17 protein-coding genes are annotated in these 16,031 nt (G+C 66.5%); 6 read left to right on the top strand and 11 right to left on the bottom strand.

Annotated elements, in window-relative coordinates:
• Nucleotides 1-3 precede the first annotated feature (3 nt).
• The 7 genes from LMF57_RS07855 to LMF57_RS07825 all read right to left on the bottom strand — a co-directional run bounded on the left by LMF57_RS07855 (nt 4) and on the right by LMF57_RS07825 (nt 4,405).
• Complete coding sequence (locus tag LMF57_RS07855; protein WP_117310113.1) at nt 4-453, bottom strand: hypothetical protein; 450 nt, start codon at nt 451-453, stop codon at nt 4-6.
• On the bottom strand, nt 404-652 hold the full coding sequence (locus tag LMF57_RS07850) for a succinate dehydrogenase assembly factor 2 (RefSeq protein WP_025878816.1): 249 nt from the start codon (nt 650-652) through the stop codon (nt 404-406). Before LMF57_RS07850 ends, LMF57_RS07855 begins: the two co-directional genes overlap by 50 nt.
• A 73-nt stretch (nt 653-725) precedes the next feature.
• On the bottom strand, nt 726-1,511 hold the full coding sequence (locus LMF57_RS07845) for a succinate dehydrogenase iron-sulfur subunit (protein ID WP_117310112.1): 786 nt from the start codon (nt 1,509-1,511) through the stop codon (nt 726-728).
• 66 nt (nt 1,512-1,577) lie between these two features.
• On the bottom strand, nt 1,578-3,368 hold the full coding sequence (gene sdhA, locus LMF57_RS07840) for a succinate dehydrogenase flavoprotein subunit (protein WP_080149147.1): 1,791 nt from the start codon (nt 3,366-3,368) through the stop codon (nt 1,578-1,580).
• A 31-nt stretch (nt 3,369-3,399) separates the two neighbouring features.
• On the bottom strand, nt 3,400-3,786 hold the full coding sequence (sdhD, locus tag LMF57_RS07835) for a succinate dehydrogenase, hydrophobic membrane anchor protein (protein WP_025878813.1): 387 nt from the start codon (nt 3,784-3,786) through the stop codon (nt 3,400-3,402).
• Nucleotides 3,783-4,175: a succinate dehydrogenase, cytochrome b556 subunit gene (gene sdhC / locus LMF57_RS07830; protein WP_025878812.1), complete on the bottom strand. Its 393-nt coding sequence runs from the start codon at nt 4,173-4,175 to the stop codon at nt 3,783-3,785. Before sdhC ends, sdhD begins: the two co-directional genes overlap by 4 nt.
• 56 nt (nt 4,176-4,231) lie before the next feature.
• On the bottom strand, nt 4,232-4,405 hold the full coding sequence (locus LMF57_RS07825) for a DUF1674 domain-containing protein (RefSeq protein WP_080149151.1): 174 nt from the start codon (nt 4,403-4,405) through the stop codon (nt 4,232-4,234).
• Between the two features lie 39 nt (nt 4,406-4,444).
• Here LMF57_RS07825 and LMF57_RS07820 point away from each other — a divergent pair, with 39 nt between their 5' ends.
• Nucleotides 4,445-5,320, top strand: a complete 876-nt coding sequence (locus LMF57_RS07820; RefSeq protein WP_229291167.1) for a folate-binding protein — start codon at nt 4,445-4,447, stop codon at nt 5,318-5,320.
• Nucleotides 5,321-5,458: 138 nt separating this feature from the next.
• On the opposite strand, the gene ugpC is transcribed toward LMF57_RS07820, so the two are convergent.
• Nucleotides 5,459-6,541, bottom strand: coding sequence for a sn-glycerol-3-phosphate ABC transporter ATP-binding protein UgpC (ugpC, locus tag LMF57_RS07815; RefSeq protein ID WP_117310110.1), 1,083 nt, complete (start codon nt 6,539-6,541; stop codon nt 5,459-5,461).
• A 352-nt stretch (nt 6,542-6,893) separates the two neighbouring features.
• Between ugpC and zwf the strand changes: the two genes are divergently transcribed.
• The 5 genes from zwf to eda all read left to right on the top strand — a co-directional run bounded on the left by zwf (nt 6,894) and on the right by eda (nt 12,893).
• Complete coding sequence (gene zwf, locus LMF57_RS07810) at nt 6,894-8,330, top strand: glucose-6-phosphate dehydrogenase (RefSeq protein WP_025878809.1); 1,437 nt, start codon at nt 6,894-6,896, stop codon at nt 8,328-8,330.
• Nucleotides 8,327-9,334 carry a glucokinase gene (glk, locus tag LMF57_RS07805; RefSeq protein WP_229291166.1) on the top strand — a complete coding sequence of 336 codons (1,008 nt, stop codon included), beginning with the start codon at nt 8,327-8,329 and terminating at the stop codon, nt 9,332-9,334. Before zwf ends, glk begins: the two co-directional genes overlap by 4 nt.
• Entirely contained in the window at nt 9,331-10,053 is a 723-nt protein-coding gene (gene pgl / locus LMF57_RS07800) for a 6-phosphogluconolactonase (RefSeq protein ID WP_025878807.1), read from the top strand. Before glk ends, pgl begins: the two co-directional genes overlap by 4 nt.
• A gap of 58 nt (nt 10,054-10,111) precedes the next feature.
• The gene (gene edd / locus LMF57_RS07795; protein ID WP_049470389.1) at nt 10,112-12,028 is read left to right on the top strand and encodes a phosphogluconate dehydratase; all 1,917 of its coding nucleotides are present in this window, start codon (nt 10,112-10,114) and stop codon (nt 12,026-12,028) included.
• Between the two features lie 205 nt (nt 12,029-12,233).
• Entirely contained in the window at nt 12,234-12,893 is a 660-nt protein-coding gene (eda, locus tag LMF57_RS07790; protein ID WP_117310108.1) for a bifunctional 4-hydroxy-2-oxoglutarate aldolase/2-dehydro-3-deoxy-phosphogluconate aldolase, read from the top strand.
• Nucleotides 12,894-13,177: 284 nt separating this feature from the next.
• On the opposite strand, the gene LMF57_RS07785 is transcribed toward eda, so the two are convergent.
• From LMF57_RS07785 to ispG, 3 genes are all read right to left on the bottom strand, one after another.
• A complete protein-coding gene (locus LMF57_RS07785; RefSeq protein WP_025878804.1) occupies nt 13,178-13,825 on the bottom strand; it encodes a response regulator in 648 nt (215 codons plus the stop codon).
• A gap of 202 nt (nt 13,826-14,027) precedes the next feature.
• Nucleotides 14,028-14,777, bottom strand: coding sequence for a phosphatase PAP2 family protein (locus LMF57_RS07780; protein ID WP_117310107.1), 750 nt, complete (start codon nt 14,775-14,777; stop codon nt 14,028-14,030).
• Nucleotides 14,758-16,023: a flavodoxin-dependent (E)-4-hydroxy-3-methylbut-2-enyl-diphosphate synthase gene (ispG, locus tag LMF57_RS07775; protein ID WP_208082123.1), complete on the bottom strand. Its 1,266-nt coding sequence runs from the start codon at nt 16,021-16,023 to the stop codon at nt 14,758-14,760. The genes LMF57_RS07780 and ispG overlap by 20 nt, the downstream gene beginning before the upstream one ends.
• Nucleotides 16,024-16,031: the final 8 nt, after the last annotated feature.

Here is a 16,031-nt window from a genome sequence, read left to right as displayed (position 1 = left end):
AGCCTATGGTGCCACCGACCGGGGCCGACGGGAAACGCTTCGTGCGGCCACGGCCAGTCGCAGTTCACGTCGTTGTGCACGATCGAGTACGTCCGGCCAGAACAACAGGCGTCTGCGACGCCAACCCTCGCGCCAGTGCAGCAGCAGCCAGGGCCCGCGCACCACCAGCCGGGGCTCGGCAATATCGCCGCCGTCCAGCCGCAGCAGCGCTGGCAGGGGCGACAGCTGCAGCACGACAGGGCGCCGCCGCAGGCGCCAGGCCAGTTCAGCCAGGCCAAGCGCCCAGACCGCGATCAACGCCGGAAGCAGATGCGCGGACGGCAGATCCGAAGCGCGCAGCAGCCATGGCGCGGCCAGCAGTACCGCCAGCTGGGCGCCGGCCTGCAGCCGCGACGGGCGCCACTCAAGGCTTGAGGGCGAGGATCCTGTGCATGAGGGGGACGGCGTGTGCATGCGGGCAGGCCTCGTAGCCCATGAACCAGCGCCACAACTTATCGTCCTCGCAATCGAGCAGGAACAGGAAAACCTCGCGGTCTTCGGTCGGCGCACTGCTCCATTCGCGGTCCAGGTAGCGACCGAACAACTGGTCCAGTTCACGCATGCCGCGCCGGCACCGCCAGCGCAGCTTCTTCAGCAGGATTTCTTCATCCATTGTGTTTCTCCAGATACAGCAAAGCCACGCATGGCGTGGCTCTGCTGGGGTCATGCAACTACCCGGCACCGTATCAGGCGCGGCGTTCCATCATCAGCTTCTTGATCTCGGCGATCGCCAGCGCCGGGTTCAGGCCCTTCGGGCAGGTCCGGGCGCAGTTCATGATGGTGTGGCAGCGGTACAGCTTGAACGGATCTTCCAGATCGTCCAGGCGCGCACCGGTGTCCTCGTCGCGCGAATCGATGATCCAGCGGTAGGCCTGCAGCAGGATCGCCGGGCCCAGGTAACGCTCGCCGTTCCACCAGTAGCTCGGGCAGCTGGTCGAGCAGCACGCGCACAGGATGCACTCGTACAGGCCATCGAGCTTCCTGCGGTCTTCCGGCGACTGCAGGCGCTCACGGTCCGGCGGTGCCGGGGTCTGGGTGCGGATCCACGGCTTGATCGAGGCGTACTGCGCGTAGAAGTGGGTCAGGTCCGGAACCAGATCCTTGACCACGTTCATGTGCGGCAGCGGGTAGATCGGCACTTCCTTCTTGCCGCAGTCCGAGATGGCCCGGGTGCAGGCCAGGGTGTTGGTGCCGTCGATGTTCATCGCGCACGAACCACAGATGCCTTCGCGGCACGAGCGGCGGAAGGTCAGGGTCGGGTCGATCTCGTTCTTGATCTTGATCAGCGCGTCCAGGACCATCGGACCGCAGGCGTCCAGATCGACGTCATAGGTGTCGGTGCGCGGATTGCTGTCGTCGTCCGGACTCCAGCGATAGATCTTGAAGGTGCGCACGTTCTTGCCGCCGGTCTTGGCGGGGAAGTGCTTGCCCTTCGTGATCTTGGAATTCTTGGGGAGTGAAAACTCGGCCATGGCTGCTCTCGTTGGCTCAGGCGGCCCGCGCCCGAGGGCGCGGATTGCATGTTAGGCGGGGTCGGATCAGTACACGCGCGGCTTCGGCGGCACCACGGACACGTCATCAGTCAACGTGTACATGTGCACCGGACGGTAGTCGAAGCTGCACTTGCCCTTCTCGTCCACGCTGACCAGGGTGTGCTTCTGCCAATTGACGTCGTCGCGGTCCGGGAAGTCCTCGTGCGCGTGTGCGCCGCGGCTTTCCTTGCGCTGCTCGGCCGAGTTGATCGTCGCCACTGCATTCAGCAGCAGGTTGTTCAGCTCGTAGGTCTCGATCAGGTCCGAGTTCCAGACCAGCGAACGGTCGGAGACCTTCACGTCCTGGAACGAATCGAAGATCTTGTCCATCTTCTCGCAACCTTCCTTCAGCGTCTGGCTGGTACGGAAGACCGCCGCGTCGGCCTGCATGGTGCGCTGCATGCGATCGCGGATGACCGAAGTCGGGGTATCGCCGTTGGCGTGGCGCAGCTTGTCCAGCAGGCCCAGCGCCTTGTCGCAGGCGTCGGCCGGCAGGGTCTTGTGCGCCGCGCCCGGGGTGATCGTCGCCGCGCAACGGTTGGCCACCGCACGCCCGAACACCACCAGGTCCAGCAGCGAGTTCGAACCCAGGCGGTTGGCACCGTGCACCGAAACGCAGGCCGCTTCGCCGATGGCGTACAGGCCCGGCACGACCGCATCGGGGTTCTCGCCGTCCTTGCGCACCACTTCACCGTGGTAGTTGGTCGGGATGCCGCCCATGTTGTAGTGCACGGTCGGAATCACCGGGATCGGCTGCTTGTGCACGTCGACGCCGGCGAAGATGCGCGCGCTTTCGGCGATGCCCGGCAGCTTGTCGTCGATCACGCCCGGGCCGAGGTGGGTCAGATCGAGCAGGATGTGGTCCTTGTGCTCGCCCACGCCGCGGCCTTCGCGGATCTCGATGGTCATCGAACGGCTGACCACGTCGCGCGAAGCCAGGTCCTTGTAGTGCGGTGCGTAACGCTCCATGAAGCGCTCGCCGCTGCTGTTGCGCAGGATGCCGCCTTCACCGCGGACACCCTCGGTGATCAGGCAGCCGGCGCCGTAGATGCCGGTCGGGTGGAACTGCACGAACTCCATGTCCTGCATGGCGATGCCGGCGCGCATTGCCAGGCCGCCACCGTCGCCGGTGCAGGTATGCGCCGAGGTGGCGCTGAAGTAGGCGCGGCCGTAGCCGCCGGTGGCCAGCACCACGCCCTGGGCACGGAACAGGTGCAGCGTGCCGTCGGACATGTCCAGCGCGAGCACGCCGCGGCAGGCACCTTCGTCGTCGAAGATCAGGTCGAGCGCGAAGTACTCGATCATGAAGCGTGCGTCGTGCTTCAGCGACTGCTGGTACAGCGTGTGCAGCATCGCGTGGCCGGTACGGTCGGCCGCCGCGCAGGTACGCTGCGCCGCCGGGCCTTCGCCGTACTTGGTGGTCATGCCACCGAACGGACGCTGGTAGATCTTGCCTTCGGCGGTGCGGCTGAACGGCACGCCGTAGTGCTCGAGCTCGATGATCGCCGGAATCGCTTCGCGGCACATGTACTCGATGGCGTCCTGGTCGCCCAGCCAGTCCGAACCCTTGATGGTGTCGAAGAAGTGGTAACGCCAGTCGTCCTCGCCCATGTTGCCGAGCGCGGCGGAGATACCACCCTGGGCAGCAACCGTGTGCGAACGGGTCGGGAAGACCTTGGTCAGGCACACGGTCTGCAGGCCCTTGGCGGCCAGGCCGAACGTGGCACGCAGGCCGGCGCCGCCGGCACCCACCACGACCATGTCGTACTTGTGTTCGGTAATCTTGTAAGCGGACATCTAGTCTGGATTCCTGTCTTGGCGCCTGGGCTCAGGCAACGCCGAGGGCGATGCGGCCCACCGCAAACACACTGACGATCATGCCGAGCACGGCAACGAACTTCACCGCGGTCTGCAGCACCAGGGCCAGCAGCGATTCGTGGATGTAGTCCTCCAGCACGACCTGCAGGCCGAGCTGGGCATGCCAGAACATGGCGATCAGCAGGCCGATCAGCGGAACGGCGTTCCACGGCTTGGCGATCGCGGCGGTGGCGGTCACGTAATCCGAGCCCAGCAGGCCCAGCACGAACACCAGGAACCAGATGCCCAGCACCACCAGCGCGGCGGCGGTCAGGCGCTGATGCACGAAGTGCTCGGTGCCGGTCTTGGCCGAACCGAGACCGCGCACGCCCTTCAACGGGGTACGGAACTTGCTCATGCGGCACCTCCGAACAGCACATAGGCCCACACCGCCAGGGTGATCAGCAGGCTGCCGATCACCGACATCCAGCTGCTGCGGATGAAGGTGGCAATGCGGAATCCGATCGCGAAGTCCTGCACGATATGGCGGATGCCATTGCACAGGTGATAGGCGAACGACCATGTCCACGCGAACAGGAACACGCGGCCATACCAGGCCCCGGCATGACCGGTGAAGCAGTTCCAGGATTCGGGCCCCATCATCAGAGCCAACAGGCCTCCGGCGATGATGAGGGCACCAACAGACAGAAAGACGCCAGTGGCTCGATGCAGGATCGAGGTGGCCATCTGAATCTGCCAGCGATACACCTGAAGGTGCGGAGAAAGGGGACGTTGTCTGGTCGCCATTCGCTGGGCTCGTTGTCTCGGCTGGGCGGCACAAGGCCGCGTTGGCTCAATGCTGATCAAAAATCGATGCAGCGTCCGTTTTTTTCCCAATCGCCATACCGCACCGGATCAAGTCCGCCGCGGCCACCGAATTCCTCTTCCACCTCTGGTTGTTCCACGGGCACAGGGACCGGGGGGACCAGCGGGGCTTCAGCTTCGGCGTCGGGAGTGGGGGTTGTTTGGCCTATCATGATGGGTCTCGCAACGCACAAATTTTAGACCTCGTTCACGTGCCTGACAACCTTCCTCCTGCTTTCGTCGCATATCCGCGCCTGCCCGGCCATCAATTGCTGAGCCTGCAGGGCGTGGATGCAGTGGCTTTTGCCCATGCCCAGTTCAGCAGCGACGTGACCGCCCTGCCCCTGCTGCACTGGCAGTGGAGCGCGTGGCTGAGTGCCAAGGGCCGCACCCTGGCGGTGTTCCAGCTGCTGCGCCTGGCCGATGACCATGTGCTGCTGGTGCTCGCCGACGGCGATGCCGATGCGATTGCGTCGCAACTGCAACGCTTCGTGTTCCGCCGCAAAGTGAAACTGCAGGTACATGCAGACCTGGCCGCGGCCGGTGCCTTTACTGCGCCGGAAGCCGCCGCTGGCGCCGCCATCGCGCTGGCCGGCAGCCAGGGTTGGGAGCTCGATCTGGGCAGCGACGCACTTCCCCGTACGCTGCGCATCGGCCCGGTCGAGGCCTTCCCGGCCGGCGACGCAGCCGAAGATGCCGCCTTCGCCCTGGCCTGGCGCCAGACCGACCTGCGCTTTGGCCTGCCACGCTTGGCAGAGAGCCAGCGCGAGGTGTGGACCCCGCAGCAGCTGGGCCTGGACCGCCTCAATGGCTACAGCGTGAAGAAGGGCTGCTACCCCGGCCAGGAAATCGTCGCGCGCACCCATTTCCTCGGCAAGGCCAAGCGCGCGGTGCAGCTGCTGCATACCGCTGCACCTGCGCAGGCGGGCGATGGCGTGCAGCAGGACGGCATCGCGCTCGGCACCCTGGCCAGCGTGGCCGGCGATCTGGCACTGGCCGTGCTGCCGCTGGAGACCGGCGACAGCGAACTGCAGGTGGGCAACGCGGTCGCGCAGCGGATGCCACTGCTGGACGGCCTGGCGCGCTGAGGCGCCCGCCGGACATGGTCCGGCGCTACCACTGACCTTGTGGGTGCGGAACGTTGATCCGCACCGGATGGGTAGTGCCGGCCGCTGGCCGGCAACCACGCCGGGTTGATGTTGCCGGCCAGCGGCCGGCACTACCGGTTACAGGCGCTCGCCGGTTTCCGGGTTGAAGAAATGCAGGCCCTGCGGGTGGATCGCCACCCGGATGTCCTCGCCCACGCCCGGCAGCGACTGCGGCGCCACGCGCATGGTCAGCGCGTGCTGGCCGCTGCTCATGTTGACGAAGATCTCGTTGCCGACCGGCTCGATGCCCTCGATGCGTGCGGTGAACGCATGCGTGTCTTCGCTGCCTGCCGGCTGCAGGTGCTCGGGGCGCACGCCCACGGCGATCGGCTTCTGCAGCCACGCCGGATCGATCGTCGCCTGCCCCAGCGGAGCACGCCATTGGCCATCGACCACGGTCACGCCACCGGCGTCGCCCTGCAGCGTGCCGCGCAGCACGTTCATCGCCGGGCTGCCGAGGAAGCCGGCCACGAACAGGTTGGCCGGGCGGTCGTACAGCGCCATCGGCGTATCGATCTGCTGGATGATGCCGTCCTTCAGCACCACGATGCGCTGGCCCAGGGTCATCGCCTCGACCTGATCGTGGGTCACGTAGATCATGGTGGTGCCCAGCTTGCGGTGCAGCTGCGCGATCTCGGTGCGCACACTGTGGCGCAGCTTGGCATCCAGGTTCGACAGCGGCTCGTCGAGCAGGAACACCGCCGGCTCACGCACCAGCGCACGGCCCAATGCAACGCGCTGGCGCTGGCCACCGGACATCGCCTTGGGCAGCTTGTCCATCATCTCGGTCAGGCCCAGCGTCTGCGCGGCTTCGCTGATGCGCTTGTCGATGGTCGCCTTGTCGTGCCCGCGCAGCTTCAGGCCAAAGGCCAGGTTCTCGGCCACGGTCATGTGCGGATACAGCGCGTAACTCTGGAACACCATCGCGATGTCGCGATCCTTCGGCGCCACGTCGTTGACCACGCGATCGCCGATGGTCAACGTGCCGCCGCTGATCTCTTCCAGCCCGGCCACCATCCGCAACAGGGTCGACTTGCCACACCCCGACGGACCGACCAGCACCATCAGTTCGCCATCGGCGACCTCGAAGGTGGCGTCCTTCACTGCAACCTGGCCGTTGTCGTAGACCTTGCGCACACCCTGCAACTGCACTTTTGCCATTTCACTCATCCAGTGCGCCCGACGCCGGGCTGTCTTTTGGGACTGCCTCGGCCCTCCCGATGGCAGTGATGATTGCGCGGTCGCCGCATGACGGCGACCACTGCAATCGAATACAGTTGCCCATTCTGCCATGTAAACGTTTTCACGTGGCACTATCCGACTGTCGGTGCGCACCGACCTGCATCGTCGACCGAACGAAGGGTTGCCGCTGTAGTGGTTTCGATTGGAACGGTGCTCCGCCAACCCGGAAAACCGATCCAGATGAGCCTCGGACAGGCAGTTGCGCGGATGTCCCCCGAACCCAGCCATGAAGCGATTGACAACGATGTCACCCGGATCTGAAACTCGAGCGATGCACGACACACTCTTCCTGTTTGGTGCCACAGGTGATCTGGCCCAGCGCTACCTGTTCCCTTCGCTGCTGCGCCTGCTCGGCGACGGCCTGCTGCCGGAGGATTTCCGCATCCGTGCGCTGGCCCTGTCGGGCCACGACACCGAAGCCTTCCATGACATCCTGCGCCCACGCCTGCAGCAGGCCATGCCGATGGCCAGCCAGGAGGACATCGCCTCCCTGCTGCGCCGCATCGACTACCGCTCGGTGGACCTGCGCGACGTCGACTCGGTCGCCGCTGCCGTGTCCGACCTGGTCGACCGCCGCTGCGTGAGCTACCTGGCGATCCCGCCGGGCCTGTACATCTCCACCTGCGAAGGCCTGGCCAAGGGCGGCGCGCTGGCCGCACCCGCGCGCCTGATGCTGGAGAAGCCGATCGGCAGCGACAGCGAAAGCGCCGAGGAGATCATCACCACCATCGGCCAGTGGATCGACGAAGACCGCGTGTTCCGCCTCGATCACTACCTGGGCAAGGCAGCGGTACAGAACCTGATTGCGCTGCGCTTCGGCAACACGCTGCTGGAAGCGGTGTGGAACCGCAATTACATCGAATCGGTGCACATCCTGGTCGCCGAAAGCGAAGGCGTGGATGGCCGCGATGCCTACTACGCACGCTCCGGCGCCCTGCGCGACATGGTGCAGAGCCACATCCTGCAGCTGCTGTGCATGGTGGCGATGGAGCCGCCGGCGTCGCTGGAAGCCGACCGCATCCGCGATGAGAAGGTCAAGGTGCTGCGCGCACTGCGCCCGCTGGATGCCAAGCACGCCGCGCGTGACAGCGTGCGCGGCCGCTATACCGCCGGCAGCATCAACGGCCAGCCCGCACAGGCCTACCAGCCGCCGGAAGGCAGCGACGTGGAGACCTTCGCCGGTGTCACCGCGCACATCGACAACTGGCGCTGGAGCGGCGTGCCGTTCCACCTGGTCACCGGCAAGCGCCTGCCCGAGCGCACCACCCGCGTGGTGGTGACCCTCAAGCCGGTCACGCATTGGTTGTTCGAGCGTCCGCAGCGTGCGCAGGCCGCACCGAACCGCCTGGTGTTCCAGCTGCAGCCGCAGGAGAACATCGAGCTGGGCCTGATGAGCAGCCTGGCCGGCCCGGAATGGGGCGCGCTGGAACTGCAGCCGCTGGAGCTGGAGCTGTCGGTGCCGACCGGCCTGCATCGCCGTATCGCCTACGAGCGCCTGTTCCTGGACGCCTTCAATGGCAACCACACCCTGTTCGTGCGCGATGACGAGGTGCGTGCAGCCTGGGCCTGGATCGACAGCGTTGCCGACGCCTGGAAGGCGGCCAACCTGCCGCTGGAACCCTACCCTGCCGGCCAGTGGGGCCCGGCCAATGCGGTCGATTTCCTGCCGCAGGGCGTGGATGCACCGGACAGCGGAGCGTCGGAATGACTGCCAGCCCGCAACCCGTGCTGGTCGCCGACATCGGTGGTACCAATGCCCGCTTCGCCCTTGCCGACACCTCGCAGGACGCCCCGCTGCTGAAAGAGAGCATCCGCGAGTACGCCGTGGCGGAGTTCCCGTCGCTGGGTGATGCCGCGCGCCACCATCTGGAGCAGATCGGCGCCACCGCAAGCCGTGGCGTGTTCGCAGTGGCCGGTCGTGTCGATGGTGACGAAGCCCGCATCACCAACCATCCGTGGGTGATCTCGCGCAGCCGCACAGCCGCGATGCTCGGTTTCAACGAACTGCACCTGATCAACGACTTCGCCGCGCAGGCGATGGCGATTTCGCTGCTGCAGCCCGATGACGTGGTCCAGGTCGGCGGTGCCGCCTGGGTTCCGGGCAAGCCGGGTCAGCCGCGCAACTACGCAGTGATCGGCCCAGGCACCGGCCTCGGCGTCGGCGGCCTGATCCTTCGCCACGGCCGCTGTTACCCGCTGGAAACCGAGGGCGGCCATGTCAGCTTCCCGCCGGGAACGCCGGAAGAGATCCGCATCCTGGAGATCCTGTCCGAGCAGTTCGGGCGCGTCTCCAACGAGCGGCTGATCTGCGGCCCCGGCCTGGTCAACATCCATCGCGCCATCTGCGAGATGGCGGGTATCGACCCGGGCCAACTGCAACCGGTGGACGTGACCGCCCGCGCCCTGCACGGCGATCCACAGGCGATGCGTACCGTGGATGTGTTCTGCGCGGTGTTCGGCGCCATTGCCGGTGATCTGGTGCTGACCCAGGGCGCCTGGGATGGTGTGTTCCTGACCGGTGGGCTGACTGCGAAGATGCTCGATTCATTGCAGCACTCCGGTTTCCGCCAGCGCTTCGAACACAAGGGCCGGTTCTCTTCGATCATGGCGCGGGTGCCGTCGCTGGCCGTGATGCATCCCCACGCCGGACTGCTGGGCGCCGCTGCCTATGCTGCCGACGCCGAACGTGACGCACCAGGAGTTGCCGCATGACCCCCATTTTCCAGGACGACCGTATCGACTTCATCAACCATGGCGATGCCGATGGCTGGATCGAAGCGGTTGCAGCCGAAATGGCCCAGGCGATCAACCACGACATCACCGAACTGGGCCGCGCACGCATCCTGCTGTCCGGCGGTACTACGCCGGCACCGGTGTACCAGGCGCTGGCCGAGCTGGACGTGCATTGGGACCGCGTTGAAGTGAGCCTGGCCGACGAGCGCTGGTTGTCGCCGCAGGATCGCGACAGCAATGCGTGGCTGGTGCGCGAGAACCTGCTCACGCGTGCCGAAGGTGCGCACTTCGATCCGCTGGTGCGGATCGGCAAGCCGCTGCCCGAATGCGTGTACACCGCCAACCTGCAGGCCCAGCACAGCCAGGCGCCAAGCCTGGTCGCACTGGGCATGGGCAACGACGGCCATACCGCCTCGCTGTTCCCGGGCTCGAAGGACCTGACCCGCGCGCTGGAAAGCACCCTGCCGTACGCCGCGCTGGATGCCACCGGATGCCCCGGTGCCAACCAGTGGCCGCTGCGCATCACCCTGACCCCGCGTGGCCTGGCCCAGTGCCGCCAGCGCCTGCTGCTGCTGCGCGGCAAGCAGAAGCTGCAGGTGCTGCGCCAGGCATTGGACAGCAACGACCCGCAGCAGTATCCGATCCTCAACGCGATCAACCTGGAGGGCGCGCGCCTGCGCGTCCACTGGGCTGATTGATGTCGGCGGCGGCGCCCTGCCGCCGCTTGCCTCTCGCCACCTCGAACGCCGGTAGCCCATGAGCCTCCATCCGCAACTGCAAGCCATCACTGAGCGCGTCATCCGTCGCAGCGCCGCCTCGCGCGCCGCCTATCTGGCAGCGATCGACGCCTCGCTGCGCGATGGCCCGTTCCGCAGCCGCCTCAGCTGCGGCAACCTCGCCCACGGTTTCGCCGCCTGTGGCGGCACCGACAAGAGCCGCCTGCGTGGCGGCGTGACGGCCAACCTGGGCATCATCACCGCCTACAACGACATGCTGTCGGCGCACCAGCCGTTCGAGACCTATCCCGAACAGATCCGTGCGGTGGCCCGCGAACTGGGCGCGACGGCACAGGTGGCCGGCGCTGTGCCGGCGATGTGCGACGGCGTCACCCAGGGCCGTGGCGGCATGGAGCTGTCGCTGTTCTCGCGTGATGTCATTGCCCAGGCCACCGCGATCGGGCTCAGCCACGACATGTTCGATACCACCGTGTACCTCGGTGTGTGCGACAAGATCGTGCCGGGCCTGCTGATCGGCGCCCTCGCCTTCGGCCATCTGCCGGCGGTGTTCGTACCGGCCGGCCCGATGACGCCGGGCATTCCCAACAAGCAGAAGGCCGAAGTGCGCGAGCGCTACGCTGCCGGCGAAGCCACCCGCGAAGAACTGCTGGAAGCCGAATCGGCGTCCTACCACGGCGCCGGCACCTGCACCTTCTACGGCACCGCCAATTCCAACCAGGTGCTGCTGGAAGCGATGGGCGTGCAGCTGCCGGGCGCATCGTTCGTCAATCCGGACACGGCGCTGCGCGATGCACTGACCCGCGAAGCCACCGAGCGCGCACTGGACATCACCGCGCTGGGCGACGACTTCCGTCCGCTGGGCCGGATCATCGACGAGCGCGCGATCATCAACGCGGTCATCGCGCTGATGGCCACCGGCGGCTCGACCAACCACACCATCCACTGGATCGCGGTGGCGCGTGCGGCCGGCATCGTGCTGACCTGGGACGACTTCGACGAGCTGTCGCAGCTGATCCCGCTGCTGGCGCGCGTCTATCCGAATGGCGAGGCCGACGTGAACCGCTTTGCTGCGGCGGGTGGTCCGGCGTTCGTGTTCGGCGAACTGATCAAGGCTGGCCTGATGCATGGTGACCTGGTCAGCGTCGCCCGTGGCGGCATGGCCGACTACGCCCGCGAGCCGCAGCTGCGCGATGGCAAGCTGGTGTACCTGCCGGGCCTGGAGCGCAGCGCCGATGAAGAAGTGGTGCGCAGTGTCGACAACCCGTTCGAGAGCCAGGGCGGCCTGCGCCTGCTGCGCGGCAACCTCGGCAAGTCGCTGATCAAGCTGTCGGCGGTGAAGCCGCAGTACCGCACCATCGAAGCGCCGGCCGTGGTGGTTGATGCGCCGCAGGTGCTGAACAAGCTGCACGCCGGCGGTCTGCTGCCCGAGCATTTCGTCGCGGTAGTGCGTTACCAGGGTCCGCGTGCGAACGGCATGCCGGAACTGCATTCGCTGGCGCCGCTGCTGGGCCTGCTGCAGAACCAGGGCCGGCGCGTGGCGCTGGTCACCGATGGTCGCCTGTCCGGTGCGTCGGGCAAGATTCCCGCCGCCATCCACGTGACGCCGGAAGCTGCACGCGGTGGTCCGCTGGGCAAGGTGCGCGAGGGCGACATCATCCGCCTGGATGGTGAGGCCGGCACGCTTGAAGTGCTGGTGGACGCAGCCGAATGGGCCGCGCGTACACATGCGCCGAATACCGCGCCGGCCGCCAATGACCTGGGCCGCAACCTGTTCGCGATCAACCGGCGTGTGGTGGGTCCGGCCGATCAGGGCGCGATCTCGATTTCGTGCGGTCCGGCGGCGGCTGACGGTGGGCCGTGGGACTACGACGCGGAGTATGAGCTGGGGCACGATGCTGCTGCGGCGGCGGCGCCGCATGAGGCGAAGGACGCCTGAAGCGAAAAGCTGCGGCAGGTTTCCTGGCTTGGGCAGTAGAGCGCCCTGGCCGGGACACGCCGTAAACCCATCCATGGGGGCTCGATCGCGGCATCCACGCCGCTCACGGTCCCGGCCAGGGCGCTCTACTGCCCTTGGATAATTTGCGGCGCTTCATTTGCGCTGCAGCCACTGAATCAAGAAGAGCAAAGGCAAAGGCAAAAGCATGGGTATCGAACAACATCAGGTGCGGGCGGCGGAGTTGTTGCATGCGGCCGGCATCCTGCCGGTGGTGACGATTCATACGCTGGACCAGGCACGTGCGGTCAGCGCGGCGCTGCTGGAAGGCGGATTGCCGGCGATCGAGCTGACGCTGCGTACGCCGGTGGCGATGGAAGCGCTGGCGATGCTCAAGCGTGAGCTGCCGGATGTGGTGGTCGGCGCGGGTACGGTGCTGACGGTGGAGCAGATGCAGCGGTCCATCGATGCGGGCGCCGATTTCCTGGTGACCCCGGGCACGCCGCCACTGCTGGCCGATGCGCTGGCCGCCGCACCGCTGCCGGTAGTGCCGGGTGCGGCGACGCCGACCGAACTGCTGGCGCTCTACGCGCGCGGTTTCCGCGTGTGCAAGCTGTTCCCGGCCACGGCCGTGGGCGGCCTGGCGATGATCAAGGGCGTAGCCGGCCCGATCGCCGACCTCAAGCTGTGCCCGACCGGTGGCATCACCGAGAACACCGCCGCCGAGTACCTGGAGCAGAAGAACGTGGTCTGCATCGGTGGCTCGTGGATGGTGCCGGGCAGCTGGATCGACGCCGGCCAGTGGGACAAGGTGCGCGAAAGCGCCGCGCAGGCCGCGAAGATCGTCAAGCGCGTACGCGGTCACTGACGCACTGCGGGGTCAGAGCCCTTTCCCGCCGGGAAAGGGATCCGCCCCCAAGCGCGCAAAGCGCGCGACCCGCTCCTTCCGTTCCCTTCTTCATTCCGCGGTGGCGACGCACGGAACCTGTCCGTGGCCCTGCGGAGGGATCGCGAAGGGGCGTAAGCGCCATGGATGGCGTGCCCGAGCCTCCAGGGATGGATTCACGGCGTCCCCTGCGCGATCCCTCCGCAGGGCCAACCCCACGAACTCCGTCGCACCACCGCGAGGGGCTGCGCCGTTGGCTGAAATCCTTACAGCGGCCGCGCCGGATCCACCAGCCCGTACTGGCTGGCCATCCGCGCCAACGCGATGTTGTCGTGGATTCCCATCTTCTCGAACAACCGCGCCTTGTGCGTGTTGACCGTCTTCGCGCTCAGGCTCAGACGACGGGCGATATCTTCCTGGCGCAGGCCCTGGGTCAGCAGCAATGCCACTTCCAGCTCACGCGGCGACAGGTTGTCGAACGGCGAGCCATTGCCTTCCACGGTGGACAACGCCAGATTCTGCGCGATGCTCGTGCCCAGGTAGCGCCGTCCGGCAGCTACGTCGCGCACCGCACGCAGCAGTTCCTGCGCATCACAGCCCTTGCCGATGTAACCGGCGGCCCCGGCTTCGAGCAGGCGCTTGGGCAGCGGACCGTCTTCCAGCACCGACACGATCACCACCCGCGTGCTGCGGTGGCCACGGACGATGCGCTCGGTCACTTCCATCCCGCTCACGCCGGGCAGGTGCAGATCACACAGCACCACGTCCGGTTGCAGCTGGCGGATCGCGGGCAGCGCGTCTTCGCCCGTTTCGGCCTCGCCCACCACTTCAATGTCGGTTTCACTCGACAGTATCATTTTCATCCCGGTGCGGACCAACGCATGGTCATCCACCAGGTAGACTCGAATCGTCATTCACGTACCTCTTCGAATGCGGCCAATACGGGTCAACCTAGGCAGGAGCACCTGACCACTGCAAGCGCGGAAGTTGCGCAAATCCGGCGTTCTGCCTTGCGCATCACATTCTTCACGCACTGATCGTGCCCCTTGCCCTGCAGAACCCGTTACAACGAAACAACCCGTCCCTCAGGCAGACGCCCTTGGGAGGGCATCCACGTCACTCCCCTTGCGTGATCGCTTCGCTGGCCGTCGCTGGCGGCGAACCGTGCCGTCGCCATGGATGGCGGCGGCTGAACATGACCAGGTAGCACCCTACCACCCAAACCAGCGCGGCACACCACCCGGCCAGGATGTCGGACGGATAATGCACCCCCAGATAGACCCGGGAAACGCTTACCAGCAGGCTGAACGACGGCGCCAGCAGCAGCACCGGCCAGCGCCAGCGGGTATTCCAGGCCAGCAGCACCAGGGTGACCGCCAGGGTCATCGAGCCCATCGCGTGGCCACTGGGGAAACTGAACGTGGATTCCGGCGCGATCGATTCCCACAGGCTGGGCCGGTCGCGCTGGAAGAACTGCTTGCTGCCCATGTTGAGCAGCGCCGACCCTACGAAGCTCACGGCCACGAAGGTCGCTTCACGCCAACGCCGGTGCCAGGCCAGTGCACCGACAATCAGCACATCGGCCGGGATCAGGAACCACTCGTAGCCCAGCTTCGACAGCAGCACGAACACATGGTCCAGCCACGGCGAATGCAGGCCGTGCATCTGCCACAGCAGCGGCGCATCGAAATGGAAGGATTCGAACTCGTGCACCTCGTCGGCCAGGGCGACGAATCCGGCCAGCGGCAGCAGCACGCCGGCAAACAGCAGCAGCAGCCGCCAGGCATTGCGCGCCATCCAGTGGCGGAAGCCGGAGGCGGGCTCCGGTGCAGCGAGGATCGTCGGCTTACCCGGCGCTTCGGACATAGGTGCGTTCAACGTAATCATCGATCAGGGCGACGAATTCCTGGGCGATGTTCTCGCCACGCAGGGTCACCTTCTTCTCGCCATCGACGAATACTGGTGCCGACGGTGCTTCGCCGGTACCCGGCAGCGAGATACCGATGTTGGCATGCCGCGACTCACCCGGCCCATTGACCACGCAGCCCATCACCGCCAGGGTCATGTTCTCCGCACCCGGGTGCTGGATCTTCCACAGCGGCATCTTTTCGCGCACGTGGTTCTGCACCACCTTGGCCAGCTCCTGGAAGAACTCCGAGGTTGTACGGCCGCAGCCCGGACACGCCGTGACCAGCGGCGTGAAGGCGCGCTGGCCGGTGGTCTGCAGCAGTTCCTGGGCGACGATTACTTCCTGCGTGCGCGACTGGCCCGGTTCGGGCGTCAGCGAAATGCGGATGGTGTCGCCGATGCCTTCCTGCAGCAGCACGCTCAGTGCGGCCGCCGAGGCGACGATGCCCTTGCTGCCGATACCGGCTTCGGTCAGGCCCAGATGCAGGGCGAAGTCCGAACGCTGGGCCAGGTCGCGGTAGACTGCGATCAGCTCCTGCACGCCGCTGACCTTGGCCGACAGGATGATGCGATCACGCGGCAGGCCGATGTCCACGGCCTGCTCGGCCGAATCCAGCGCCGACCGGATCAGCGCCTCGCGCAGCACGCGGCCGGCGTCCCAGGGCTGTTCGCGGTGGTTGTTCTCGTCCATCAGCTTCGCCGCCAGGGCCTGGTCAAGCGAGCCCCAGTTTGCACCGATGCGCACCGGCTTGTTGTAGCGGATGGCGAACTCGATCAGCTGGGCGAACTGCAGGTCCTTCTTCTTGCCGAAGCCCACGTTGCCCGGGTTGATGCGGTACTTGGCCAGTGCTTCGGCACAGGCCGGTTCGGCCGTCAGCAGCTGGTGGCCGTTGTAGTGGAAGTCGCCGATCAGCGGTACGTCGACGCCCATCATCGCCAGCTTGTCGACGATGCGCGGGATCGCCGCGGCCGCTTCGACCGTGTTGACGGTCAGGCGCACCATTTCCGAGCCGGCACGCCAGAGCTCAGCGACCTGCTTGACGCTGGACGCCACGTCGGAGGTGTCGGTATTGGTCATCGACTGCACCACGACCGGCTTGCCACCGCCCACGGTGACTCCACCGATCTGGACCGCTTGGGTCAGGCGACGGGGCCAGGAAGTGGCATCGGAGGGAGCTGTAGGGCGGGTGACGGCGTCATGCATGCGGGCAT

The sequence above is a fragment of the Stenotrophomonas sp. SI-NJAU-1 genome, from assembly GCF_020883215.1.
Lineage (GTDB): Bacteria > Pseudomonadota > Gammaproteobacteria > Xanthomonadales > Xanthomonadaceae > Stenotrophomonas > Stenotrophomonas indicatrix.
The sequence above is the reverse complement of the archived record's forward strand: the minus strand, read 5'-3'. Positions and strand labels throughout refer to the sequence as shown.